This is a genomic window from Nitrosophilus labii, assembly GCF_014466985.1.
Classification (GTDB): Bacteria; Campylobacterota; Campylobacteria; order Campylobacterales; family Nitratiruptoraceae; genus Nitrosophilus_A; species Nitrosophilus_A labii.
Window position 1 is genome coordinate 1,018,254 of sequence record NZ_AP022826.1, and the last position, 25,047, is coordinate 1,043,300.

The following is a 25,047-nucleotide window of genomic DNA, read 5'->3' on the forward strand; positions in this document are numbered from 1 at the left end:
GCAGATTTTTTACTTAGGAACTTAAAAACTCTCCATCATAATAGAGCCAGTTTTTCTCTTTTTTAAAACGGCTCTTTTCATGTAGAACGAAATCGTCTATATAGGCTCTAAACTCTACAAATGCCTCATTTTCCTTTTCAAAAAAATCCAAAATTTCTAGTTTTTTAAAATTTGACTTCGAAAACTCTCTAATTGATTTTTTCCACTCTATTATATTTTCTTCAAATAGAGGCGACTTTGGATGAGTGGTTTTGATAATATAATCAATTTCGCCAGCAGCATAAGCGCTATATCTGCTTTTCATCAGCTCTAGTGCATTTTTGCTCAAAGAGCCCTTATGAAACCTATAACAACACCCTTTATACTTTTTACCGCTTCCGCAGGGACATTTAGAGTTTTTAGAGAGCTTAATATCTTATCTCACAAAATATCTTATAGATGCAAAACCGAAAGCTTTTTTAAGATAGACTCTGTTTATCTGATATCTACTTACGATACCACCCAAGGCAATTAAGGGAAGTTTTGCTTTAAAAACAGCTTTTCTTAGCTCATTTAACCCTTTTGGTTTCCCTTTACCGGGCGAGTAAAAAATAGGACTAAACGTAACCATATCTGCACCTAACCTTTGAGCTTTTTTTATCTCATCTATATTATGGCAGCTTACTATTACATAAAGCTTTTTTCTTTTTGCCACTTTTATCTTATCGATCATAGATGTTGGAAGATGAACTCCATCAAAACCAAGCGAATAGGCCAGGTTTATATCGGAGTTTATAAAAGAGAGTATCTTTTCATTTTTAGCAGTCTCCAAAAAAGATTTCGCCAAACTTTTAGAAAACTTGTTTTTTTTGTCTCTTAGACAAACTATAGAGGGAGAATATCTTTTTACAGCCTTTTTTAAAACTTTTTTCGTTTTTATAGGAGAACTACCGTAATATAAAGGATCGGTAATGAGATATGAGAAAAAATTATTCATAGAGCCTTTTTTTGATAATTTCTAAAATCTCGGTCTGTCTTTTTATCTCTTTTAACTTCTCTATCTGGATATTTGCCATCTCTAAAAGAATTATCAAAATAAACCAAAAAGCGGATGAAAGTATAATAGCAACGAGTGCGGGAAGAATTCCCAAAGGATAGAAAGTTTTAAAAAGGATAAGGGCGCTCAGTATCAAAAGCGCCCAGAAAATCCCCAAAAGAAAACTTATAACGTTTTCAAGTAAAGTTTTTTTCAAACTAACCCTTATAAAGATTCCTCATGCAATAGTACTGCACCGGCTAAATAGACGTAAGTCAAAATCATAAAGATAAAAGTTTGCAAAAATGCCATAAAAAGAAGTATTGCAAAAGCCGGTAACGGAACTATCCAAGGAGCAAGCATCAATAGTACTAGCAAGAAAAGATCGTCACCTTTTATATTACCAAAAAGCCTGAAAGATAATGAGATAATTCTAGATAAATGAGAAACTATCTCGATAGGAAACATCAAAGGAGCCAACCATTTTACTGGACCGGCAAAGTGAGCAAAATAGTGAACAAAACCGTTCTTTTTGATACCTTCATAGTTATAGTAGATAAAAACTATCAAAGCCAGCGTCAAAGTAAAGTTTATGTTTCCAGTTGGAGATTCAAAACCCGGAATAATACCTATAATGTTAGAAACGAATATAAAAAGCCCTAAAGTTGCAATAAGCGGCAGATATTTTCTTGCATAAGTTTCGCCTACTACATCTCTACCCATTGAGATAACGCCATCAAGATAGGTCTCCATTACATTTTGCAATCCCTGAGGAACTATTCTCAAAGATTTTGTTGCAGCCTTTGCCAACAACAAAACTATCACTGCGGCTAGTAGCGTATGAACTACGAAGATAAAGGTATGATCATGCGAAATTACGCCAAAAAACGTAAAGAGTCTCTCTTCCATATTTTCTCCTAACAAAATATTTTGGTAAATTTTATCTTTTTTTTGATTAATGGTGTATTAATTTTTTAAAATTTAAACATAAGAAACCAAGATATTTCAAATTTAAACACTCTTCTCTTGACCTATTCTGTAAATCGCGAAATCATACTTAACAGGATCTAGCGGATCAAACTTTTTTAAATTTTCCGTAAGTTCCAGAGCAGCTTTTAAATCGCAAGTTTTTCTGTGCAAAAGTCCAATTTTTTTTGAGACGTTAAAAGTATGTGTATCAAGAGGTATGATAAGATCTTTTTTATCTACCTTTTTCCAAATCCCCATATCTATACAATCTTTTCTTACCATCCATCTTAAAAACATATTCCATCTTTTATATGGAGAGAGTGTTGATACTTTTTTCATAGGCGGAGGATTGCCGATTAAAAAAGTATAGCCCTTGGAATCGTAAGAATTTACTTTTTTTAAAAGCGTTATTACTTCTCTTAAACCGTCTATTACGCTACTTTCTTTTTTATATCCCTTATAAAAGATATCCTCTAAAGAGTCTATTTGAGAAACTCTTTTTAATGTTATAAATATATTTGCTACGTCGGACGAGTTTTGAAAACGGTAATATAAATGTTTTGTCTCTTTTTTTATCTTCTCTTCACTCTCTTGCAGCAAAGAAAAATCGAGACTATCCAAAAATCTAACAATCAAAGAGGCTTTTCCGTAAGCAAACAGCGAGCAAATTAGAGCAACTTTTTCATCTTGATATCTTCTTGCAATCAAAATAGGATCTGGGTTTTCGTAACTTACTTCAAAAAAATTGTCTCTTTTTTCTACTTCTTTATCAAGTAATTTTTTTAATTTTTCCAAACTCCTAATTCCCAAATTAAATTCCTAAAATTTAAAATGTTCTCCCAGATAATGTTTTCTAACTTCTGGATCTTTAGCTATCTCTTCGCTAGTTCCCTGTGCCAAAAGCCTACCGTCTCTAATAACATAGGCTCTGTCACATACGCTTAAAGTCTCTCTAACGTTATGATCAGTTATCAAAACTCCTATATTTATCTGAACAAGCTGTTCTATAATATTTTGGATATCTACAACGGCGATAGGATCCACACCGGCAAAAGGCTCGTCCAAAAGCAAAAATTTCGGCTCATTAACCAAAGCCCTGGCTATCTCGCACCTTCTTCTCTCTCCACCGCTTAGGCTTATGCCTTTTCTATGTCTTATAGGCTCTATGTTAAAAAGCTCCAAAAGTTCTTCAACCCTTTTTCTACGCTTTTTTTTATCAAGTTTTCCCGCCTCTGCCGCAAGCATAAGATTATCTTCTACGCTTAAGTCTTTAAAAATACTTGATTCTTGAGGAAGATACCCTATACCTATATTGGCTCGTTTGTGCAAAGGAAGGCGTGAAATCTCTTTATCATCAAAAAAGACCTTTCCTTCTGTAGCTTCAACCAAACCGCATATCATATAAAATGTGGTAGTTTTACCGGCTCCGTTTGGACCCAAAAGTCCTACAACCTCTTTAGAGTTAACTTCCAAAGTTATATCTTCGACGATAGTCGTATTTTTGATTCTTTTTTTAAGATTTTCGGCTCTTAACTTATGCATCTGATACCTTGTAAACTCTTTTGTCCTCTTTTGTCTTTATATCGATAATAATATATTTAAATCCGGCCATCTTCAGTAAATTTTCTAGATTTTCATCTGCCCACTCTATAAAATGGACTCCTTCTTTTTCAAGTTCATCAAACAGTCCTAATTCTAAAAACTTCTCAAAAGAGGTTTGATAAAGATCATAATGGTAAATATCTCCCTCATAAACTTGCTGAATGGAAAAGGTAGGTGAAGTAGCTTCCTCAACTCCTCTTTTTTTTGCAAACTCTTTAACTAAAGTTGTTTTTCCACTACCTAGATTGCCTTTTAATAGCACAATTTTGTTATTTTTTAACTTCTCATCTAAAAAATCTAAAAGAATATTCAGCTCATATTCGGCTAAAATAAAAGTTTTCTCCATAGATACTCCATAATTTCGGAATTGAGACCTCTGAAAAATTACAGATTGAACGAAGACTTTGAAATTTTAGCTTGAAAATTTTATGTTAGCTAAAAGGCTAAAAAAGTGCGCTTGTTTAGCACTTTTTAATAAAATTCTCAGCGTTAGTTTACTAAAAATTTCAACTCGCCTGAGTGAAATTTTGTAATTTTTCAGAGCATTCAATTAGAAATTAGGAATTTGGTAAAGTAGTTGAGTGGTTGAGTAGTTCTTATTTCGTTACTACTCAACTGTTTTAACTTTTTTAACTACTTAACTAATTCCAATTTCCTAATTTCTAATTCCCTTCTATCCTCTTACCACCTTACCAGCCTTACCTGCCTAACTCATTCGACACTTCTACAATCTCTTTTAACTTTTTAATTGCCTTTTTACTTTCAATAGCCTCTTTTGCCATCTCTATACCCTCTTCTAGACTGCCTACTTTCTCATCAGCTACAAGTGCTGCAGCTGTATTTAGCAAAACAATATCAAGCTTTGCACCCTTTAGTTCTCCACTTAAAATATCCTTGGTAATTTTAGCATTCTCTTTAGCGTCTCCACCTAAAATCGCTTCAAATGGTGAAAAAGGAATACCTACTTTTCTAGGATCGATTATAAACTCTTCTATATCACTCATTTCTACTTTAGCGGCATATGTTATATCACTTACGCTTATCTCATCCATACCATCCTTACTACTGACAATGATCGCCTTTTTTGTATCGATCAAACTTAAAGCCTTGGCAATTTTAGGTATAAAACTTCTATCAAAAACCCCTAAAAGATATTTTTTGGCCCCCGCCGGATTTGTTAGAGGTCCCAATATATTAAAAATCGTTCTATGGGGAAGAGTTTTTCTTATAGGCATGATAAATTTCATAGCCGGATGATGGTTGATGGCAAAAATAAAACAAAAACCGGTCTTTTCAAGCATTTTGACCTGGTTTTGTGGGGATAGATTAAGATTTATTCCCAAAGCTTCTAGCATATCCGCACTTCCGCTTTTACTAGTAATGCTTCTGTTTCCATGCTTTGCAACAAAACTTCCAAGAGATGCAAGCAAAATAGCTACAGTACTTGATACGTTGAAACTTCCGCTCTTATCGCCTCCGGTACCTACCACGTCTATTAGTTTTTCTCTTAAATCTTCGCTTACTGGAAGTTTGATAGAGTGTTCTCTCATAACACTAGCGGCAGCGGCAATCTCTTCTGGAGATTCGCCCTTTTCATATAAAGAGATTAAAAACTCTTTCGCATCCTTTTCATCCATTCTGTTTTCAAAAAGTTCGGTAAATCTCTCATAAGCCTCTTTATAATCCATCAATCATCCTTATATAGGTATTTTATGATAAAAGGAGGTATTATTGTCGTTGCTATTATAACTAAAACTAAGGCGGCGTATGTTACGTTATCTAAGATATTAGTCACTCTTCCCATTTCAGCAAAGATTAAACCCACTTCCCCTCTTGGAACCATAGAGACACCAACTATAAGCCTCTTTTTCATCTCTAATGGGATAAACATAGCTCCTATAATTTTGCCTATAATAGCCAATATAAAAATAGTTCCAAAAAGTAGCCAAATATAAGGCTCACCCCAGGCTATCTCTTTTAGGTTCATCGAAAGACCTACAGCGACAAAGAAAAAAGGAGTAAAGACATAAACTAAAGGTTTTATCTCGTTTTCAAGTTTTTGAGAAAACTTAACATCGTGAGCAAGAGCTATTCCAAAAGGTAGGAAAAATCTTCTAGATAAAGCAAGCCCGGCCGCAAAGCCGCCTATGATCTCTGGCGCTCCTACTTTGTGAGCAAGCCAAGCGAAAAAGAGAACTAACATAAAAACGGAAGTTGGAAGGAGCCCGGGAATCTTGTTTGTATCATGATACTTTTTGATGAGATATGCCATTACCTTTGCAGCAATAGGCGCAATTATGAAAAATCCGACTATAAAGAGAAAAACTTTTGAGGCATGAACTAAACTAACCTCTCCAGCACTTGAAAACTCATATAACAAAGCTAAAAGTATAACGCCTAAAATATCGTCTAAAACTGCGGCTCCTATAACTAGTTCTCCTTCTAGAGAATCGCGTTTTTTTAGATCTTGCAAAACTCTTACGGTTATACCGATACTTGTTGCGGTTATCGTTCCTCCTATAAACATTGAAACTACGATATCAAAACCGAAAAAGTAGTACGAAACGGCCGTTCCAAAAATAAAAGGCAAAACAAATCCAGAAATCGCAACAAAAACAGACATCCAGCCTGTTTTCATTAACCTTTTTAGGTCAGTTTCCAATCCTACTTCAAAAAGAAGTAAAATTATCCCTATCTCGGCTAAAAGTTTTAAAACTTCACTTAATTCAATAAATCCAAAAAAAGAGGGTCCTAAGATAAGTCCGGCAAGCAGTTCACCTAAAACCGGAGGTAAAGAGAGTTTCCTAAAAATCTCTCCAAAAAGTCTTGCACTAAAAAGTACTATTAAAATTACTAGAAAAAAATCGTGTGGCTGCATCTACACCTCTCTTACATATTCATCCATTTTGCTTTTTGGAATAGTTTTGGTTTCTGGTATCTTTAAAACTATATAACTTTTTTCTCCTTTTAGATATTTTATCGTTATTTTATCTCCTATTTTTACCTCTTTACTCGGTTTTACCAACACACCGTTTAAAAAAACCACATTGTTTGTGATCATATCTTGAGCTACGGCCCTTCTTTTAACGATATTGACCGCATTCATAAATTTATCGATTCGCACTTTTCAAACTCCAAAAGTTTTCTTTTTATCTCAATCCCGCCGTTATATCCCCCTATCGTCTCTTTGGCAACTACTCTGTGACAAGGAACGATGATCATATAAGGATTTCTTTTCATCGTCATAGCCACGGCTCTATAACTATGTGGTGATTTTACCATTTTTGCTACTTCAGAGTAGCTTAAACATTTACCAAAAGGGATATTTAAGACTGTATCGATAACTTTTTGTGTATATGACGTTTTAAAAGGTTTCAAAGGAGGTAGCCATAAAGGCTGTTTTTTTTCAAAATAGTTATTAAACCAAAGTTTTGTAATCTCCGTAATTTCGTTTGGTTTTATCTGCTCCTTTTTTTCTACTAATTCTATATTATATAAAAATCTATTACCTGCTGATATCTTAAGAGTCCCTATAAATGAATCGAAATAGTCTATATACACTTTTATAATAGTCCGAATTTTTTTATAAATTCTTCATTAGTCTCAATCAAACCTCTTTTTTGTAAATCCTCTATTACCTTTTTATCACACAACACATCATCGGGCCATTCCCTTTTGAAGCCGTCAAGCTCATTTTTGTTTGTAGCATCTACCATGATAAATGGCTCTAAAACTATATCTCTTTTTGCATCTATATTGTTTACAACTCTCCAAATCAACATATAAGGATTTTCCAAATCGTTATTTTTCTCATCAACAACTACTAAAATCTTTAGATATTTATTTAGCTCTTTTATATCTTTGAAAAACTCTTTTACGCTCCTTTTTTTATCATAAGTTATTACTACTATAGGATTTTTCGTCTCTTTTTTATACTGTTTAAGAGCTTTTACGTTTTTATCTATATTTTGCATCACCTCTAGAAGCTCTTCATCTTTCAAAAGTTCGATCCCAAGCTCTTTTATAGGCTCTTTAGTAGCATCGATACCAAGTTTTCCACCAACAAACTGAATGTCGCTTGCATGGTCTAAGTGATCTATAACGCCTTCGCTGATTAAGATATTTTCTTTACTCACTCTATCTAAAATATATGTAGCCACATTTTCATAATCGGTAAGCTTAGGAGAGTCTTCACCCATAAATATAGCGTGTTTAACAAAACTCATCTGTCCAACTCCCCAAAATGCGTGCATGAACTGCTTAGCGTGACCAGGATACATAACTTTCATATTAGCTAATATTAAGTTATGAAAAACTCCGTTTTCTGGCATATGATAATCGATGAGATCAGGTGCGGTAGTTTTTAGAAGCGGCAAGAAAATTCTTTCTGTTCCCCAACCCATATATTTATCTTCAAGAGGCGGTTTTCCTACAACGGTAGCTTGAAAAACAGGTTTTTCTTTTGAAGTTATCTTTGTAACTTCCATTACGGGAAAAGACTCTTTTAGAGTATAGTATCCGGTATGATCTCCAAAAGGCCCCTCAATCTCAAAAATGTTTGGATCCACATACCCTTCTATAACTATATCCACATCTTCCGGTATATAGATATCGTTTGTTAAAGATTTTACAAGTCTTGGATTTTCTCCTCTTATAAAGCCATACATCAAAAGCTCGAATATACCGTGAGGCAAAGGAGCCTGCCCACACCAGATATAGAGAGGATCTCCTCCTATCGCTACGGTAACAGGCATTTTTTTTCCGGCTTTTTTGTACTCATGAAAAAAGTGGGCGCCGTCTTTATGGATCTGCCAGTGCATCCCTAACTTGGTTTTTGAGTATTGCTGTAGTCTATACATTCCAAGATTTTGCATATCTCCATCAAGACTTATTGTATAAACCTGCCCCATCGTTATAAACTTACCGCCATCTTTTGGCCAAGTTTTTAAAATCGGCAATCTATCAAGATCTAAAGGAAGCTCTCTTTCTTGACAAATACCTCTACCATCCAATCTTTTAGGAAAAACGTTTTTTAGTTTAAAAAGCTTCATTATCAGTGAGATTTTATCGCCAAAGCTTCTTGGAGGTTTTAGATGGAGTAGCTCTTCTATCTCTTTTGCAATTAGATCAGGATGTCGTCCTAAAATCTTAGTTGTCAGTTCAAAATTGGCAAATATATTCATTAAAACGGGCATATCATATTTTACGCCAAGCTCTCTATCTACCGGATTTGTAAAAAGTACAGGTTTAGAAATCTCCTTTTTTACTTCAATATAGGCTATATGAGGAATCTCAAGATTTACATCTAGCTCATCTTCTATAACCCTTAAACCGCCCTCTTCTTTTAAAAACTCTATAACATTATCTATCTTCATAATTTCTCCTAATCTAACTTTTTTTAATATTGCTTATTTTCTCTCTATCAACTCATTTGCTAAAGCTTCAGCTTGTTTTAAAACTGTTTGAGTTGCAAGCTTTTGCATATCTGGAGGATATCCAAACTGTCTTAGTGTTCTTTTTATAATTACTTTTAGTTTTGCTCTTGCACTCTCTCTTATAGCCCAATCAATTGATGTATTTTCTCTTACCTTTTGAAATAAGACAGTTGCAAGCTCTTTTAATTTCTCTTTTCCCATAAGCTCTCTTGCACTTTCATTATCCGCAACAGCGCAGTAGAAGGCATACTCATATTCAGATAATCCAAGTTCATCTGGTTCTTTATCGCTTGCTTTAATCTCTTTGGCAAGTTTTATAAGCTCTTCTATGATTTCAGCTGCTGTTAGCAGTTTATTATTATACTTTCTTACAAGCTCTTCTAAAGATTCTTGCAAAGATTTGCTTTTTACTATATTCGTTTTGATTCTTCCTTTTATCTCATCATTTATAAGTTTTTTTAAAGTCTCAATAGCTAAATTTTTATGTTTCATTGCTTTAATTTCATCTAAAAATTCATCAGAGAGTATAGAGATATCTGGTTTTTTTAGCCCCGCTGCATCAAATATATCTATAACACCATTAGAGACTATTGCTTTATCGACTATCTGTTTTATCGCAGTTTCATAATTTTGTGCGCTATTTTCGCTTCTTTCAAATTTTATAAGTCTTGATTTTACAGCTTGAAAAAAAGCTACTTCTTCTTTTATCTTTAAAGCCTTTGGATGAGGGATAGCAAGGGCATAGGCTCTTGAGAGTGCAGTGACCGCATCGATATATCTTTTTTTACCCTGTTCAAGTCCAAGTATAAAATCCTCCGCTTCAAGGATGATGTTTAGTTTTTCTTGTGTGTCAGCGCTAAAATATCTTTTATAATCAAATCCGTAAAAGATATCTTTTACAACCTCAAACTTTTCAAGCATAATCTTAACTGCTTCTTCTTGGAGCTTTGCAGGCTCTCCTTTTCCACCACTTTCTGCATAGAAGTTTAAAGCCTCTTTCAAATCTGCAGCAATTCCTATATAATCAACAATAAGCCCACCCGTTTTATCTTTATAAACTCTATTTACCCTTGCAATTGCCTGCATAAGCGTATGCCCTTTCATAGGCTTATCGATATACATTGTATGAAGAGATGGCACATCAAAACCTGTAAGCCACATATCAACAACTATTACAAGTTTTAGTTCATCATTCGGGTCCTTAAATCTATCTGCTAATGTTCTTCTTTGCTCTTTTGTTAAATGAAATTTTGTTAATTCTATCTCATCTGAAGAAGAGGTTGTCATAACAACCTTTATTTTTCCTTTTTTTAGTTCATCACTATGCCAATCTGGGCGTAAAGATACAATCTCATTATAAAGATTTATGGCTATCTTTCTTGACATTGCAACTATCATAGCCTTACCATCCATCACTTCAAGCCGTTTTTCAAAATGATCTACTATATCTTTTGCTATCTCTTTTATTCTTGGTTTTGTGCCTATTAAAGCTTCCAATTTTGCCCATTTTGTTTTTGCTTTTTCTACTTCAGAGAGTCCTTTTTCATCAAGCTCTTTTTCATACTCTTTTATTAACCTTTTTCCTTCTTCTGTTAAGTTGACTTTTACAAGTCTGCTCTCATAAAAAATAGGCACAGTCGCCCCATCTTCTACTGCATTTGCTATATCGTAAATATCGATATAATTTCCAAAAACAGCGGGTGTATTTCTGTCTGTCTTTTCTACAGGTGTTCCAGTAAAAGCGATATATGTAGCATTTGGAAGTGCGTCTCTTAAATATTTTGCAAAGCCATATTTTATATCCCCTGATTTTTTATCCACTTTTGCTTGAAATCCATACTGAGTTCGGTGAGCCTCATCAACAATTACGATGATATTATCTCTTAGTGACAAAGTTTCATAAATATTTCCATCTTCTGGCCAAAATTTATGTATAGTTGTAAATACTACTCCTCCAGCATCTACTTTTAAAAGCTCTTTTAAATGTTCCCTACTGTTTGCTTGAACAGGTTCTTGTCTCAAAATCTGCGAAGCAGAGGCAAAAGTATCAAAAAGCTGATCATCAAGGTCGTTTCTATCTGTGATAACTACTATCGTTGGATTATCTATCGTTTGGATAATTTTACCTGCATAAAAAAGCATAGATATAGATTTGCCGGAACCTTGCGTATGCCACACAACTCCAGCTTTTTTATCTCCTTCTAGCTGATCTTTTACATCAGGCAGTCCATAACTTGCAGGCGGCTCTTTTACGATAAAGCTTGATCTGTTTTGACCAATCGCCCTTAGTGTTGATTTGATAGCTTTGTTTACGGCGTAGTATTGATGATAAGCTGCAATTTTTTTTGTAGTTTGTATAGTGGTTTGCCCGTTTTTGTCTTCTTTTTTTGATTTATCAAACAAGATAAAAAATCTTATATAATCGATAAGTGTTGGTTTATCTAAAAGCCCTTTTATTAGTATCTCAAGCTGACTCACTAGATGGGAAGCCTCTTTTTTGCCATCAGCAGATTTCCAAGCCATAAATCTATCATATCCAGCCGATAAACTTCCTATCTTTGCTTCAAGGCCGTCTGATATGATTAATATTTCGTTATAGGTAAAAAGAGATGGAACTGTTTGTTTATATGTTTGAAGTTGGTTGTATGCCGATTTTAGGCTCGCATTTTCATCTGTTGGATTTTTAAGTTCCATAACAATAAGAGGTAATCCGTTTATGAAAATAACGATGTCTGGTCTTTTGTTGACACTATTTTCAATAACTGTAAATTGATTGACTACCAAAAAGTCGTTATTTTGGGGATTTTTAAAATCAATAAGCCATACAATATCTCCTCTATCAACTCCATCTTTTGTGTATGTTACTTTTATACCTTGAGTTAGCATTTTATGAAAAATCTCATTGTTCGCTAACAAATTAGGCGTATGGATTTGAATTAGCTGTTTTATAGCATCATCTATTGAGCTTTGTGTCAAGTGAGGGTTTATCCTTTTTATAGCACTTTTTAATCTAACAAATAAAATCACATCTTCAAATGAGTTTCTAAGTGGATTTTCACCATCAGGGGTGATATCAGCACCAAAAAGATAATCGTAACCTTGTAATTTTAAAAGCTCTATTGCAAAGTTTTCTATATTTGCTTCAGAAACTGAATGATGAAGTCTGAATTCTGAAGGATGAAATTTTGTTGATTTCTGAAGGTTGAAGTCTGAATTATGAAAATTATTGTTTTCTTTTTTCATTTTTTAGACCTTTTTTTGTATTAACAATAATTTTTGTAATCACAGATATTATTTCATTAGTTTCTTTTATAAGATATTCCGTATCTTCAGTATGTAAAATTTTAGAAGCTCTCAATAATCTAAGCCAATATAGGCTCTCTCTGGCTTCTTTTTGTGCAATACTATATTTATGGATAAAATCAGCTTTACTTTCTCCTGATTGAGCTTCTTGAATATTTGCCCCTATACTTGTTGCAGACCTTAAATACTGCTTTCCAATAATCAAACCCGCACTCTTTCTTTGTAATTGCAATTTATTATAAAGTTCAATTGCTTTTAAAGCATATTGAAAAGTTCTATCTTTTATATCATAAATTTTCACTCTTCACCCTTCATACTTCATACTTCACCCTTCATCCTTCATACTTCATCCTTATTTTCCCGCTCATTAGTTTTGGTAGGAGTGTATCTCGTAATCGTTCTAATGTGCGGATTTGTTTGGAATTATTTAATAACTTTTTAAAAATGGGATTAACTTGAATTTGGAAATTTGCAAGGCTGTTTTTGTCTGGAACAGTAATCACAAACTCTTTTAAAATACTGGTTTTTAAGTTTGTAAAAATACTTCCATTACCTTGCATTAAAAGTTGGGGTCTAATATATAAAAACAGCAAATATAGGAATTCATTTGAAAAATATGATTTTGGAAAATACAACCATCCATCATGGATACAAGAATTCATTTGTAAAATTTTAGGAATCCCAGGAGTTGCACTATTAGACAATATAAGTGAGTCGCTTTTTAATAATACAGTTTTATTTAGTCCTTCTTCTTTAATATGTTCTTTTATGTCAAAAATAAAAGGTGAGTTTAGATTAGTAATATCTGATATTTTAAGCCATTTTAATCCGTTATTTGATAAATAATTTTGAATAGGTCTTGGTGAACTGCCTCTTTTTATTGTTACAAGTTCTCCAAGAGGTTTTTCCTCCCAATCCTCTTTTGCATCTTCAATAAACCACTTTCTAAAAAGAGTTTGCGCCATTTCTTCAAGAGTTTTATTTTGGCGGTGAAGCAGGTCTATTTTATCATCAAAACTTGACAACACCCCAGCAATGGCTTTTTGTTCGTTTAAATCTTCTGGAATAAGAACTTCAAGGCTTTCTAAATCTCTTTTAGAGATAGAACCAAAAACAGTTCCGCCTTCTGAATTTAAAATTTCTTTTTTTGTATAGTGTAATAAATAATATAGAAATAAATTTTCATCATTTTTTGATTTTAATGCTGCCAATCCTCTTCCAATACAAATAGTTTGATTTGCAATATTGATATCACCAACAGGTGCTCTTACACTAAATAATATATCTCCTTTATCAGCTATTTTTATAGGATTTGAACAATATATATCTATTTTTGGATATCTATAACCAAAAGTTCTATTACCTTGGAGAAATGGTAAGCCTTTGCCTTCTGTATTATAAAATTCAGATTTTGGAGATTGTCCCATTTTAATTTCTGCTACTTCTCCCAACTTAACCTTTTTCCATCTTTTAGGCATTTTCTCACCCATCAAAACTCCTCCGTTTCACCCTTCAAAACATAATGTGTACTTCTTCCTTTCCCTTTTCTTTCTATTAATTTTTTATGAACTAATGAACTTAATATCTCATGTGCTTTAGTTTTATGAATATCGAGAATTTCTGTAACTTTTTTTCTATTAATTGTTTTTTTCTCCAAAAGATAGATTAAAATTTCTTTTTCTTCTTTGGTTAATCGTCCGTAATCGTCCGTAATCGTCCGTAATTGATCATAATCGGTCGCAGATGTTGATATTTGGATTTTATTTTTTTGTTCAAAATTTATTTTTTTAAATGTTACTCTAAAAGAAATTCCTGGCTCACTCCACTCCATTTTTATTTCAGGATACTTTTTCAATTCATTAGCAATTAGTCTTAAACCATTTCCCCACTGCTCAATAATTCCTAGTTTTTTAAATACAACCGCTAACACTTTATTTCTTATATCAGATTGACCTGCTTCCATATTATCAAAATCAATAGTAGGCATAAGCTTATCTGGACTTGTGATTTCAATTTTGTCATCAAAAATAGCAATCTTTATATCTTTTCCTTTTAAAGAATAATCTCTATGAATTACGGCATTTCTTATAACTTCACGGATAGCAATTATTGGATATTCCCATCTATCTTTTCTATAAACTCCTTCATAAGTTGAACCTTGAGAAATATGCCTTAAAACAAATTTATATGCTTCTTCTGGTTGCAAACTTAAAGGCTCGTCAATTGTTTTTTGGTCAATAAAATTACCCGGAATTGTTCCTTTGAACCTTGCACATTCTATTTTTGTATAAGGAAAAAGGGTGTTTTTTATTTCATCATTTGAAAGTAAAATTAAAGCATTTGTAGGAAACTCTTTGTTTTGGTCTGTAATTATCAAATTTAATTTTTTTAAGATTGTTTTTGTTAGTTTTTCCCCAGTAATTTCTTCAAATTGTTGTGAGAATTTAGAAAAATCTAAATCTTTAATATCTTGTGTATAGATTGGTAAAGAATCAAAAGAAATTCCCTCTTTTTGCCTTTCTAATTCCTCTATTATCTCATTATTGGCAAGACGATTTATTGAACCAACTCTAATATATGTTCCTTTCTCTTTTCCTTTGCTTTTTATAAAGTATGGCGGGTTATTTCCTTTATAGATTTTTACTACTATTACAATTTTACCTTCAATATTCAAAGAAAAAATGTCAGGTAATATCAACGGATAACAGCTATCGTGAATAATACTACTTATAGTTTCTTCCATTTTTAGCAAATCTTCCTCTGGAATACCGATAATCTCTCTTGGATTATCTTTTATTCCTATATAGATTTCACCGCCAGCATCATTAGCAAAGGCTACAACAGTTTTACATAAATCATTTTTACTGGGTAAATATTCTTTAAATTCAAGTTTCCTATTTTCAGGATATTTCAAAATTTCTTTTAAATTCATTCTTTATCTCTCATACTTCATCCTTCAAAAGAAATAAAATTCATAATGAGTTTTACTAACTGCTCTTTTTGTTCTGGTGGGCTTGCTGCTACAAGATAGCATAGGGCCGTTAGCGTATTGCTGTTAAATTTATTAAAAAGTTCTTCTTGAGATAGATTTTCATATAAAAAAAGCAAAAACAAAAAAGCACCAATTCTTTTATTTCCGTCAACGAATGGATGATTTTTTATGATTAAATAGAGCAGATTTGCTGCCTTTTCTTCAAAGGAAGGATAGAGTTCTTCGCCTCCAAAACTTTGATAAATCGTATTCAACGCACTCTCAAAAAGTCCTCTATCTCGCTCAAGCCCAAAAATTTCTGAAGCTTCGCCTCTTTGCAAAAGATACTCTTTTAACTCTTTAATTGCTTCTTTTGCTTCTTCATAGCTTATTATTTTTCTCTCTTTTCGAGTTATGATCGCTTTGATTTTTCCAGTGTCATACTCTTCAATCCATCTCCAAACCAAAGCATATTTTTCTATAATTTCAAGCAAGCCTTTTGCTTCCTTTGCGCTTAAGGAAGGAGTATTGATATTTTCTTTAATAAACTTTATTGCACTTTCAAGCTCTTTTAATTTTTCTTGCGTAAGCTTTTTTTCATTGACGGCATAACCTTTTACAAGGTAGTTTTTTAGGACATTCGTCGCCCAGATACGAAATTGTGTCGCTTTTTTGGAATTAACACGATAGCCAACAGCTATGATTACATCAAGGTTATAGTAAGTAATTTTTCTTTTTACTTCTCTTTTACCTTCAATTTGAACTGTTTCCATTTTGGAAACAGTTGAGTTTGGCTCTAATTCTTTTGAATCAAAAATATTTTTAATATGCTTTGATATAGCTGCTTTTTGAACATCAAAAAGATATGCAATTTGATTGAGATTTAACCAAATTGTCTCTTCTTTCAATTGAACCTCAATTTTTTTATCCCTATCTTCAAAAATAACTAGTTGATTTTCCATTTTCATTTTTTACCCTTAATATCCACCTTTCCCAAACTCTCAAGTATCAACTTATTCAATCTCTCTTCTTCAACTAACTGCTCTAAAAATTCCTGTTTTAGTTTTGTAAACCTCTCTTCAAAATCAAAATCATCCTCTTCTTCAGGAAGCCCAACATATCTGCCAGGAGTTAGCATATAATCAAGCTCTCTTACTTTCTCAATGCTAACAGATTTACAAAATCCTTTAATATCCTCATAATTAACATCAACTCTAAGCCATCTATGGTAAGTATCAGCTATTTTTTTGATGTCATTTTCCGTTAAAACTCTTTGTCTTCTATTGATAAGCTCTCCTAAATCTCTTGTATCAATGAAGAGAATCTCTTTTTTTCTTGTAGTTTTGTTTTTTCTTAAAAACCATAAAGATGCCGGTATTTGAGTATTTAAGAAAAGTTTTGCAGGTAGATTAACGATGCAATCTACTATATCATCTTCGATCATATTTTTTCTAATCTCATATTCAGCGCTTTGTTTTGTAGTTAGTGCGCCTTTGGCCAAAACAAATCCTGCTTTTCCGTGAGGCGCAAGATGAAAGATAAAGTGCTGAATCCATGCGTAGTTTGCATTGCCAACAGGTGGGATTCCATATTTCCACCTAGCATCTTTTCTTAAAAGCTCGCCACTCCAATCGCTATCGTTAAATGGTGGATTTGCGATTACAAAATCTGCCTTGAGGTCTTTGTGAGCATCATTTAAAAATGAGCCTTCGGGATTCCATTTAACTTGAGTTGAGTCAATACCTCTAATTGCAAGGTTCATTTTACACAGTCGCCAAGTTGTTTGGTTGCTCTCTTGTCCATATATTGAAATATCATTAATCTTTCCTTGATGCTCTTGCACAAACTTTTCAGACTGTACAAACATTCCTCCACTTCCACAACAAGGATCAAAAACTCTTCCCTTATAAGGCTCAAGCATTTCAACTAGTAACTCAACAACGCTTCTTGGAGTATAGAACTGCCCTCCTTTTTTACCTTCTGCAAGTGCAAACTCTCCTAAAAAGTATTCAAAAACATGCCCTAAAATATCTGAGCTTTTCTCTTTTGCATCATCAAAAGCGATATTGCTAAAAAGATCAATCAACCCTCCAAGAGTTATAGGATCAATATTTCCCCTTGCATACACTTTTGGCAATACCCCTTTTAAAGATGGATTCTCTTTTTCTATTAACTCCATCGCATTATCTATGATTTTCCCAATCTCTACATCTTTAGCATTTGCTTTTAGATACTCCCATCTAGCCTTTGGTGGAACATAAAATACATTTTCTGCTATGTATTCGTCTCTATCTTCTGGATCAGCTCCTAAGTATTCACCTTCACCTTTTTTTAACTTTTCATAAAGTTCTTCAAATGCTTCTGAAATGTATCTTAAAAAAATCAATCCAAGAACCACATGTTTATACTCTGCAGCATCGATATTTTTTCTTAGTTTATCTGCTGCTTTCCATAGCCCTTGCTCAAAAGTTTCTATAGTTTGTTTTTTCTTTGCCATAATTTTCCTTTTTATAAAAACCCTTCTTCTTTCAAACTTATAAATCCATCTTTGCTAAAGATTATGTGATCTAGTAGTTCAATACCAAGTATCTTTCCGCTTTGTTGAAGTTTTTGTGTAACAGATAAGTCTTCACTGCTAGGAGTTAAATTATTTGAAGGATGATTGTGAGCTACGATAATGCTTGCGCATCTATTTTCAATCGCTGGAGCAAAAACTTCTCTTGGATGAACTAAACTTTGGTTTAAAGTGCCAATAGTTACAACTCTTTTTTGGCAAATTCTATTTGCTCCATCAAGATAAATGGACAAAAAATACTCTTGCTTTTTATCATAATACTCTTTTAACTCCTCATATACATCTTTAGCTGAAGTAATTATTTTATATTGTTTTAGAAGATACCTTTTTGATAGCTCTATCGCGCTAACTATTTGAGAAGCTTTTGCTATGCCAAGTCCGTGGATTTGAAGAAGTTTTTCTAAATCAATTGAGTCAAAATCATCTCTAAAAAGTTTTACAATTTCTCGTGAGAGTTTTATAACATCTTTTCCTTTTACCCCACTACCAAGTAAGATTGCGACTAACTCATAATCTTTTAGAGCTCCTACTCCTTTTTCTAAAAGTTTTTCCCTTGGTTTTTCAAACTTTTTAAGCTCATTGATTTTTTTCATCTTGTATCCAAAATTACATTATTTTATACCTTTGCATAAGGTTTTAATCAACTTCTATTACATTTTTTTTAAATAAATGCTCTGAAAAATTACAAAATTTTACTCAGGAGAGTTGAAATTTTTAGTAAAACTAACGCTTGTAAATTTTATTAAAAAGCGCTAAACAAGCGCGCTTTTTTAGCCTTTTGGCAAACATAAAATTTACAAGCTATAATTTCAAATCCTTCGTTCAATTTGTAATTTTTCAGAGGTCTCAAATCTTTAAAAGGATTTTTCTTAGTGATTGTTCCATCTGGCATTTGTTCTCAATCAAAACCCATTTCTGATTCCTAATTCCCAATTCCTAATTTACTAATCTCCAATGTCTAATGTCCAATTTCCAAACTATTTAAACGCCATCTCTTCGGCTCTTTTCAAAAGCTCTTTTGCTCCGGCTTCTATCATAGACTCTGCAAGTGTTTTTCCTAACTCTTTATAGTTCTCTTTCGTTCCAAAAATTTTATCTTTTAAAAGCTCTTTGCCGTTTGGTAGGCCTATAACAGCTCTTGCCACTATATCTCCATCATCCATTAGGGTAGCTTTAACGCCTATAGGCACCTGACAACCCCCTTGCAATACATCTACAAAATCTCTCTCTACGGTCGTCTCTATCTGGCTCTTTTCATCATTAAGAGTCTTTACAATCTCTAAAATTTTCTCATCCTCAACACACTCTATTCCAAGAGCCGCCTGTCCCATTGCAGGTATCATCCTCTCCTCTTCAATAGGAGTAAAGTAGTTCACCTCTTCAGTCAATCCTAATCTTTTCAGCCCTGCCGAAGCCAAAATAATAGCGTCAAACTCGCCATCTTTTAACTTCTTAATTCTAGTGTCCACATTTCCTCTTAAATCTTTTATCTTTAGATCGGGCCTTAGATGAAGAAGCTGCATTTTTCTTCTAAGGCTTGTAGTTCCCACAACAGCTTCTGCTGGAAGATCTTCAATAGATGAATATTTTTGACTCAAAAGTGCATCTCTTGGATCCTCTCTTTTTGTAATAGCGCCTAAAACAAGACCATTTGGAAGTTCTGTTGGAACATCTTTTAGACTGTGAACCGCCAAATGTGCATCACCTCTTAACATCGCATCTTCAAGCTCTTTTGTAAAAAGTCCTTTACCTCCTATCAAAGCAAGAGGCGTATCTAAGATCTTATCTCCTTTAGTTTTGAAAATCTGCAGTTCAACTCTCATTTGGGGGAATCTCTTTTCTAAAATAGATTTAATATAGTTTGACTGCCAAAGTGCAAGTTTACTTCCCCTAGTTGCTATAACTAATCTTTCCATATATTGCCCCTAATCTTTTTTTGGTATATATTTTTGATACTCTTCTTTGCTAGGATCTTTTTTTCCGTCTAAGAAGACGGTAGGAGTTCCTTTAACCAAAAGCTCACCGGCTCTTTTCATATCTAGCTTTAGATGATCTTTTACCCATTTTTGGTTAATATCTTCAATCGTTAGGTTGGTTCCAAGTTTTTTATTGAGTTCTTGTAAAACTTTTTTCTCATCCTTCTCTTCATAATTGAAATCTGTTTCGTAAATCTTTTTTAATAGATCCTTTTTCCCCTCTTTTTGTAACACTATCATAGCTTTGCAAAGCGCGGATGATCCGGGATGAAGCTGTAAAAGGGGAAGATGATAGTAGTATATAGCAAAGATATCTGGATGCTTTTTAGCCGCTTCCAAAATATCAGGAACTATATCTTTACAAAAAGGACAGTTTGGATCGCTAAAGACTAATATTTTGTGTTTTGCGTTTTTGTTTCCAAAAAGTAGATGCTCATCATCGTAAAAATAGTCTTTAACCTTTGGAGACAGATAGTGTTTTATGCTTCTATTTGTCCTAACATCTATAAAATCTGGACTTATAAAATTATCTTTTACAAATATGATATCATTTTCACTAATATCTAAAGTTTTCCCCCCTCTTTTAAGTTTTAATTTGAACTTTATAAAATAGGCTTCCCATCCCTTTGGCTTTTCTATGAGTTGTTTATCTACTATCTCCACACTCTCTACTTTTATTGCCGGATTTTTGCTAAGTCCTCTTTTTACAAACTTTTTTATCTGCATATCGGTTGCGGCAAAACTAAAAACTGCGGCAGCTACACTAACGCTCAATAATCTCAACATCAATGACATCATCATCTCCTCTATTTTTAGGTGGTCTCTTTTTTAGATTGAGTATTTTTCTGGCAAAAAGTTTGGCAAATGCGTTAAATTGAAGTAAAACTCCTAAAATATCGGTAAAAAATCCAGGAATTATAAGTAAAATCGCACCCAAAAGAGTATAGAGGCTCAAAGACTCAAACTCTTCGATACTAATCTCTCTTTTTGCCATAGCCATAATATATTCGTTAGTTTTATATTGAAAATTCATCAACATATAAAATCCAACAATAGCCGAAAATATAATCTCTACAAAAGTCCAAAAAGGACCTATGGCGCTTGCAATCTCAACCGAAACAAAAGTCTCAATAAAAAGATATAGCAAAAAATAAATCATATATTTCCTTTGCAATTGGGAATTAGGAATTTGTAAAAATTTTTCTAATTCCCAATTCTCGATTCTTAACGATTGATTTTATTAATTATAAAATCCAATATCTCTTCTTTAGGAACAACAACTTTTTCTAAAGTTTTTCTATCAACAAATTCTACTTTTCCCTCTTTTAAATCTTTTCCTACGATTATAGCGTACGGAAAACCGATAAGTTCAAAATCTTTCATCTTAAAACCAAATCTCTCGTTTCTATCATCCAATATTACTTCTATATTTTTATTTAACAGATTGTTATATAAAGTTTTGGCAAATTCAAACTGCTCTTCATCTTTTACGTTTGAAACAACGATATCCACAAGATATGGTGCTACAGAGATAGGCCAGATACATCCCCTATCATCGTGAGACTGCTCTATGATAGCCGCAACCAATCTGCTAACACCTATCCCGTATGTTCCCATTACAAACGGCTTTTGTTTTCCGTTTTCATCCAAAAACATAGCTTCAAGAGGCTCAGAATATCTAGTTCCAAGCTGAAATATATGGCCTACTTCTATACCCTTTTTTAGAGTTAGTTTACCAGAACACAAAGGACACTCATCACCCTCTTTTACTGCAGCAATATCTGTATAATCAGCTTCCATTTTTGTCAAATCGCATCCAATTATATGGTAATCTTTTTCGTTTGCACCGCAGATAAGACTCTTTTCACCTTTAAGATCCTCATCTATAACAAATTTAACTTTAAGTTCATAAGGTCCTATAAATCCAGGAACCAACCCATTTTTTTCAAGCTCTTCCTCGCTAACATCCACAAGCTCGTTTGCGCCTATGGCATTTTGCGCTTTTGTTTCTTGAAGTTCATCGCTTCCCCTTAGAAAAAAAAGGACTATCTCTTCACTCTTATCATAAATCGCCTTTTTTGCAACCGCTTTTAAAAGATAGTAAGGCTCGACGTGGAAAAAGCTACTTAGTTCATCTATAGACTTTACATCTGGCGTATGAAATTTAGCAAAACCGCTAAATTCAGGAGCCTCCGTAGGGGGTTGCGGTTTTTTCCTTTTAGCCGCTTCTATATTTGCGGCGTATTCGCAAGATTCGCATACGACTATGGTATCTTCCCCGCTATCTGCCAAAACCATAAACTCTTTACTTCCGCTTCCCCCAATAGCCCCCACATCAGCCTCTACTACTCTAAAATCAAGTCCTAGTTTTGAAAATATTTTTTTGTACGTATCTTCCATCAACTGATACTCTCTTTTCATATCCTCTTCATCTGCATGAAAGGAGTATCCGTCTTTCATCAAAAACTCTCTACCTCTTAAAAGTCCAAATCTCGGTCTTGCCTCATCCCTAAATTTTAAATGTATTTGATATAGATTTAAAGGAAGCTGTTTATAACTAGTTACTCTGTTTTTTACAAGCTCAACCATCATCTCTTCATGAGTTGGTCCTAAAACAAAACAGTTATCTCGTCTATCTTTAAATCTTAAGAGCTCTTTCCCGTATTTTCCAAATCTTCCACTTCTCTCCCACATATCACAAGGTGTTACAAAACCTAACTGAACCTCTTGACATCCAGAACTGTCCAACTCCTCTTTTATGATATTTCTTATCTTATCTAGAACTATTTTTCCTAGTGGCAAAAAGTTATATATTCCACTTGAAACTTGATTTATAAACCCCCCTCTGATAAGATATATATGACTCGGTAAAACTGCATCTTTGGGCGTCTCTTTCGTCGTAGGTATAAATGCATTACTAAACTTCACAATTTTCTCCTTTTTCTTCCACCATATTCATATAATATTCACATTTATATCTGTTTAGATGGTTATATTCATCTCCGCTTAAATCAAAGAAAAACTTGATTGATTCCACTATTACATCACCACTTGGATCATCTGCAATATTTTTCAGATTTTTGGTCGGTTTATGCAAGAATTTATTGAAAGCATTATGAAGTATTTTGGTAACTTCCTCTTCTAGCTCTTTTGGAAGATATCCTTTTTTGATGGCCCTTTTGATTTCATTAATACTTGCTTCTTTAGCCTTCTCTCTTATCCCTTTTATAATAGGCTCTATTGCTAAAGTCTGAAGCCACTTAAAAAAATCTTTTGTGTATCTACCAACTATTTTATAAGCTTCCTTAGCTTGAGCTTCTCTTAAAGCAAGACTTTTATTAACAATCTCTTTTAAATCGTCAACTACATATACTTCAATATTTTCAAAATCAAACTCCTCAATATCCCTTGGAACGGCCATATCGAACCAGTATCTTTTAAACTCTTTTATCTCAACCATCTCTTTTGTTATTACCGGCTCTTGTGAAGATGTTGCAGTAAAAAGAAGCTTATGGCGGTTTATAAGACTTTTTAGATTTTCCACAGATTCAGCACTAGCACTTTCACCAAGATCATTAGCGATCTTTTTAGCTTTTTCAAAATTTCTGCCTATCAAAATTACGTTACAACCATTTGAAATCAGGTGTTTTGCGGCCAACTGTCCCATCTCTCCCGTTCCCAAAACTAAAGCGGTATATCCCCCTAGACTCTCTAAAATATCTTTTGCTTGAGCAACCGCCGCACTAGCAATCGAGACGGGATTTTTAGAAATATCCGTACTGTTTCTAACTTCCGCCGCGCATTTAAAGGCATAGTGCATAACACGGGCCAACTTTTGGGAAGAGTAACCTTTTTCAAAAGACTCTTTAAAAGCCATCTTGAGCTGCCCTGAAATCTGAGTTTCGCCTATCACGAGGCTGTCCAATGCTGAAGCTACACTAAAGATATGGTGAATAGCACCATTATCTTCATATATATCGGCTCTTCCTTCTAGTTCGTCAAAACTGATGCCGGATATTTTCGATAACTCCTCCAAAATTGCATCTGTAGATTTGAAAGGATCTTTAACACTTGCTATAATCTCAACCCTATTACAAGTTGAAAGAATTATAAGTTCATTGATATATGGAAACTCTATAAGATCTTTATATGCCCTCTCTCTAACCTCGTCCTGACTTAAGGCCAGTCTTTCTCTGGTTTCGAGGTCCGTATTTTTGTGGGAAAAACTCACTACTAAATATTGCATCAATATTCCCTGTCAATCAAATTTTTCATAATCTCTTTAAGTTCTATATCACCTTCATCTATAGCTTTTAACGCTTCGAAACCGAGTCTTTTAGCAAACTCTTTTGACTTATCTATCGCTCCTGTTTTATCCATCATCTCTTTTATCCACATCTTCTCATCTTCACTAGCCTCTTTTTTAAACAAAAAAAGAAGCTTTTCTCTATCTTTTTGCTCCAAAGAGTTGTAAAGGTAGATATAAGGAAGAGTGGTTTTTCCTTCTCTAAAGTCATTCATTACAGGTTTTCCAAGAGTCTCGCTATCTGACACCACATCCAATATATCGTCAACTATCTGAAAAGCAAGACCTAGATTTTTGCCATAAAGCGCATAAGCTTCACTATTTTTTCCCGCCAATATAGCGGCACACTTGGCACTTGCCTCTATTAAAGATGCGGTTTTTTTATAAATCATATCAAGATAGATATCCAAATCGGTATTAAAAGCTTTTGTCAAATCCACATCCATCATCTCGCCAATGCTCAAAAGAGTAACGGCATTTGAAACGTTTTTAGCGATCTCGTCGCTAAATTTAGTGAGTTCAAAAAAAGCTTTTGAATAAAGAATATCTCCCAACATTATGGCTGTTTTGTTGCCGTATAACGCATTTATAGAAGGAGCGCCTCTCCTAGTTAATGCATCATCTATAACATCATCATGCAAAAGACTAGCGGCATGGATCATCTCGATAATCGCAGCTAAATCAACAGCTTGTTCATTTTTAGCTATTTTGAGTATTAATTTACTCCTAAGCCTTTTTCCTGAAGGAAGTTTTTTATAAAGCCCTTTAATTTTTTCATCTTTTAAATTATCTATATACTGCTCAATCTTTTTTTCAACGAGGTTTACCAAGAATACTCCTTAATTCTAATGGAATTAGGAATTGGATATTTGGAATTAGGGCTCCTTTCACCCCA

25 protein-coding genes and 1 pseudogene are annotated in these 25,047 nt (G+C 33.6%); all 26 read right to left on the reverse strand.

The genetic code is table 11. The annotated features are described in order from the left end of the window. Nucleotides 1-13 precede the first annotated feature (13 nt). The 26 genes and pseudogenes from NIL_RS05170 to NIL_RS05290 all read right to left on the reverse strand — a co-directional run bounded on the left by NIL_RS05170 (nt 14) and on the right by NIL_RS05290 (nt 24,982). The gene (locus NIL_RS05170; protein ID WP_370686700.1) at nt 14-328 is read right to left on the reverse strand and encodes a YchJ family protein; all 315 of its coding nucleotides are present in this window, start codon (nt 326-328) and stop codon (nt 14-16) included. A 15-nt stretch (nt 329-343) separates the two neighbouring features. Next, nucleotides 344-412 (reverse strand): annotated as a pseudogene (locus NIL_RS11140) (SEC-C metal-binding domain-containing protein); the annotation flags it as partial. 3 nt (nt 413-415) lie between these two features. Beyond that, complete coding sequence (locus NIL_RS05175) at nt 416-976, reverse strand: thiamine phosphate synthase (protein WP_187646762.1); 561 nt, start codon at nt 974-976, stop codon at nt 416-418. After that, nucleotides 969-1,232 carry a hypothetical protein gene (locus tag NIL_RS05180; protein WP_187646763.1) on the reverse strand — a complete coding sequence of 88 codons (264 nt, stop codon included), beginning with the start codon at nt 1,230-1,232 and terminating at the stop codon, nt 969-971. The genes NIL_RS05175 and NIL_RS05180 overlap by 8 nt, the downstream gene beginning before the upstream one ends. An 8-nt stretch (nt 1,233-1,240) precedes the next feature. After that, a complete protein-coding gene (locus NIL_RS05185) occupies nt 1,241-1,924 on the reverse strand; it encodes a F0F1 ATP synthase subunit A (protein WP_187646764.1) in 684 nt (227 codons plus the stop codon). Nucleotides 1,925-2,026: 102 nt separating this feature from the next. Further along, nucleotides 2,027-2,779 carry a TIGR02757 family protein gene (locus tag NIL_RS05190; protein WP_197972043.1) on the reverse strand — a complete coding sequence of 251 codons (753 nt, stop codon included), beginning with the start codon at nt 2,777-2,779 and terminating at the stop codon, nt 2,027-2,029. Between the two features lie 24 nt (nt 2,780-2,803). Continuing rightward, complete coding sequence (gene lptB / locus NIL_RS05195; protein WP_187646765.1) at nt 2,804-3,526, reverse strand: LPS export ABC transporter ATP-binding protein; 723 nt, start codon at nt 3,524-3,526, stop codon at nt 2,804-2,806. Beyond that, nucleotides 3,519-3,932: a tRNA (adenosine(37)-N6)-threonylcarbamoyltransferase complex ATPase subunit type 1 TsaE gene (gene tsaE / locus NIL_RS05200; RefSeq protein WP_187646766.1), complete on the reverse strand. Its 414-nt coding sequence runs from the start codon at nt 3,930-3,932 to the stop codon at nt 3,519-3,521. The genes lptB and tsaE overlap by 8 nt, the downstream gene beginning before the upstream one ends. A gap of 352 nt (nt 3,933-4,284) precedes the next feature. Further along, complete coding sequence (trpD, locus tag NIL_RS05205; RefSeq protein WP_187646767.1) at nt 4,285-5,274, reverse strand: anthranilate phosphoribosyltransferase; 990 nt, start codon at nt 5,272-5,274, stop codon at nt 4,285-4,287. Further along, entirely contained in the window at nt 5,274-6,464 is a 1,191-nt protein-coding gene (locus NIL_RS05210) for a cation:proton antiporter (protein ID WP_187646768.1), read from the reverse strand. Before NIL_RS05210 ends, trpD begins: the two co-directional genes overlap by 1 nt. Then, complete coding sequence (locus NIL_RS05215) at nt 6,465-6,710, reverse strand: RNA-binding S4 domain-containing protein (protein ID WP_187646769.1); 246 nt, start codon at nt 6,708-6,710, stop codon at nt 6,465-6,467. Continuing rightward, complete coding sequence (locus tag NIL_RS05220; RefSeq protein ID WP_187646770.1) at nt 6,689-7,147, reverse strand: methylated-DNA--[protein]-cysteine S-methyltransferase; 459 nt, start codon at nt 7,145-7,147, stop codon at nt 6,689-6,691. The genes NIL_RS05215 and NIL_RS05220 overlap by 22 nt, the downstream gene beginning before the upstream one ends. 2 nt (nt 7,148-7,149) lie before the next feature. Next, complete coding sequence (locus NIL_RS05225; RefSeq protein ID WP_187648596.1) at nt 7,150-8,955, reverse strand: menaquinone biosynthesis decarboxylase; 1,806 nt, start codon at nt 8,953-8,955, stop codon at nt 7,150-7,152. A gap of 39 nt (nt 8,956-8,994) precedes the next feature. Continuing rightward, nucleotides 8,995-12,264 (reverse strand): type I restriction endonuclease subunit R, encoded by a 3,270-nt coding sequence (locus NIL_RS05230; RefSeq protein WP_187646771.1) that lies wholly within the window; start codon nt 12,262-12,264, stop codon nt 8,995-8,997. Continuing rightward, on the reverse strand, nt 12,245-12,625 hold the full coding sequence (locus NIL_RS05235; RefSeq protein WP_187646772.1) for a four helix bundle protein: 381 nt from the start codon (nt 12,623-12,625) through the stop codon (nt 12,245-12,247). The genes NIL_RS05230 and NIL_RS05235 overlap by 20 nt, the downstream gene beginning before the upstream one ends. A gap of 31 nt (nt 12,626-12,656) precedes the next feature. Beyond that, complete coding sequence (locus NIL_RS05240; RefSeq protein ID WP_187646773.1) at nt 12,657-13,814, reverse strand: restriction endonuclease subunit S; 1,158 nt, start codon at nt 13,812-13,814, stop codon at nt 12,657-12,659. Next, entirely contained in the window at nt 13,814-15,256 is a 1,443-nt protein-coding gene (locus tag NIL_RS05245; RefSeq protein ID WP_187646774.1) for an RNA-binding domain-containing protein, read from the reverse strand. Before NIL_RS05245 ends, NIL_RS05240 begins: the two co-directional genes overlap by 1 nt. Before the next feature lie 17 nt (nt 15,257-15,273). Continuing rightward, nucleotides 15,274-16,263, reverse strand: a complete 990-nt coding sequence (locus NIL_RS05250; protein WP_187646775.1) for a virulence RhuM family protein/type II toxin-antitoxin system death-on-curing family toxin — start codon at nt 16,261-16,263, stop codon at nt 15,274-15,276. Continuing rightward, entirely contained in the window at nt 16,260-17,792 is a 1,533-nt protein-coding gene (locus NIL_RS05255) for a type I restriction-modification system subunit M (RefSeq protein ID WP_187646776.1), read from the reverse strand. The genes NIL_RS05250 and NIL_RS05255 overlap by 4 nt, the downstream gene beginning before the upstream one ends. 11 nt (nt 17,793-17,803) lie before the next feature. Further along, on the reverse strand, nt 17,804-18,463 hold the full coding sequence (radC, locus tag NIL_RS05260) for a RadC family protein (protein WP_187646777.1): 660 nt from the start codon (nt 18,461-18,463) through the stop codon (nt 17,804-17,806). Between the two features lie 384 nt (nt 18,464-18,847). Then, nucleotides 18,848-19,786, reverse strand: coding sequence for a hydroxymethylbilane synthase (hemC, locus tag NIL_RS05265; RefSeq protein WP_187646778.1), 939 nt, complete (start codon nt 19,784-19,786; stop codon nt 18,848-18,850). Between the two features lie 9 nt (nt 19,787-19,795). Beyond that, complete coding sequence (locus NIL_RS05270; protein ID WP_187646779.1) at nt 19,796-20,641, reverse strand: DsbA family protein; 846 nt, start codon at nt 20,639-20,641, stop codon at nt 19,796-19,798. Beyond that, nucleotides 20,610-21,005, reverse strand: coding sequence for an FxsA family protein (locus NIL_RS05275; protein WP_187646780.1), 396 nt, complete (start codon nt 21,003-21,005; stop codon nt 20,610-20,612). Before NIL_RS05275 ends, NIL_RS05270 begins: the two co-directional genes overlap by 32 nt. A gap of 65 nt (nt 21,006-21,070) precedes the next feature. Next, nucleotides 21,071-22,774 carry a proline--tRNA ligase gene (locus NIL_RS05280; protein WP_187646781.1) on the reverse strand — a complete coding sequence of 568 codons (1,704 nt, stop codon included), beginning with the start codon at nt 22,772-22,774 and terminating at the stop codon, nt 21,071-21,073. Further along, nucleotides 22,764-24,092, reverse strand: a complete 1,329-nt coding sequence (gene hemA, locus NIL_RS05285; RefSeq protein ID WP_187646782.1) for a glutamyl-tRNA reductase — start codon at nt 24,090-24,092, stop codon at nt 22,764-22,766. The genes NIL_RS05280 and hemA overlap by 11 nt, the downstream gene beginning before the upstream one ends. Beyond that, nucleotides 24,092-24,982 (reverse strand): polyprenyl synthetase family protein, encoded by an 891-nt coding sequence (locus NIL_RS05290; protein WP_187646783.1) that lies wholly within the window; start codon nt 24,980-24,982, stop codon nt 24,092-24,094. The genes hemA and NIL_RS05290 overlap by 1 nt, the downstream gene beginning before the upstream one ends. Nucleotides 24,983-25,047: the final 65 nt, after the last annotated feature.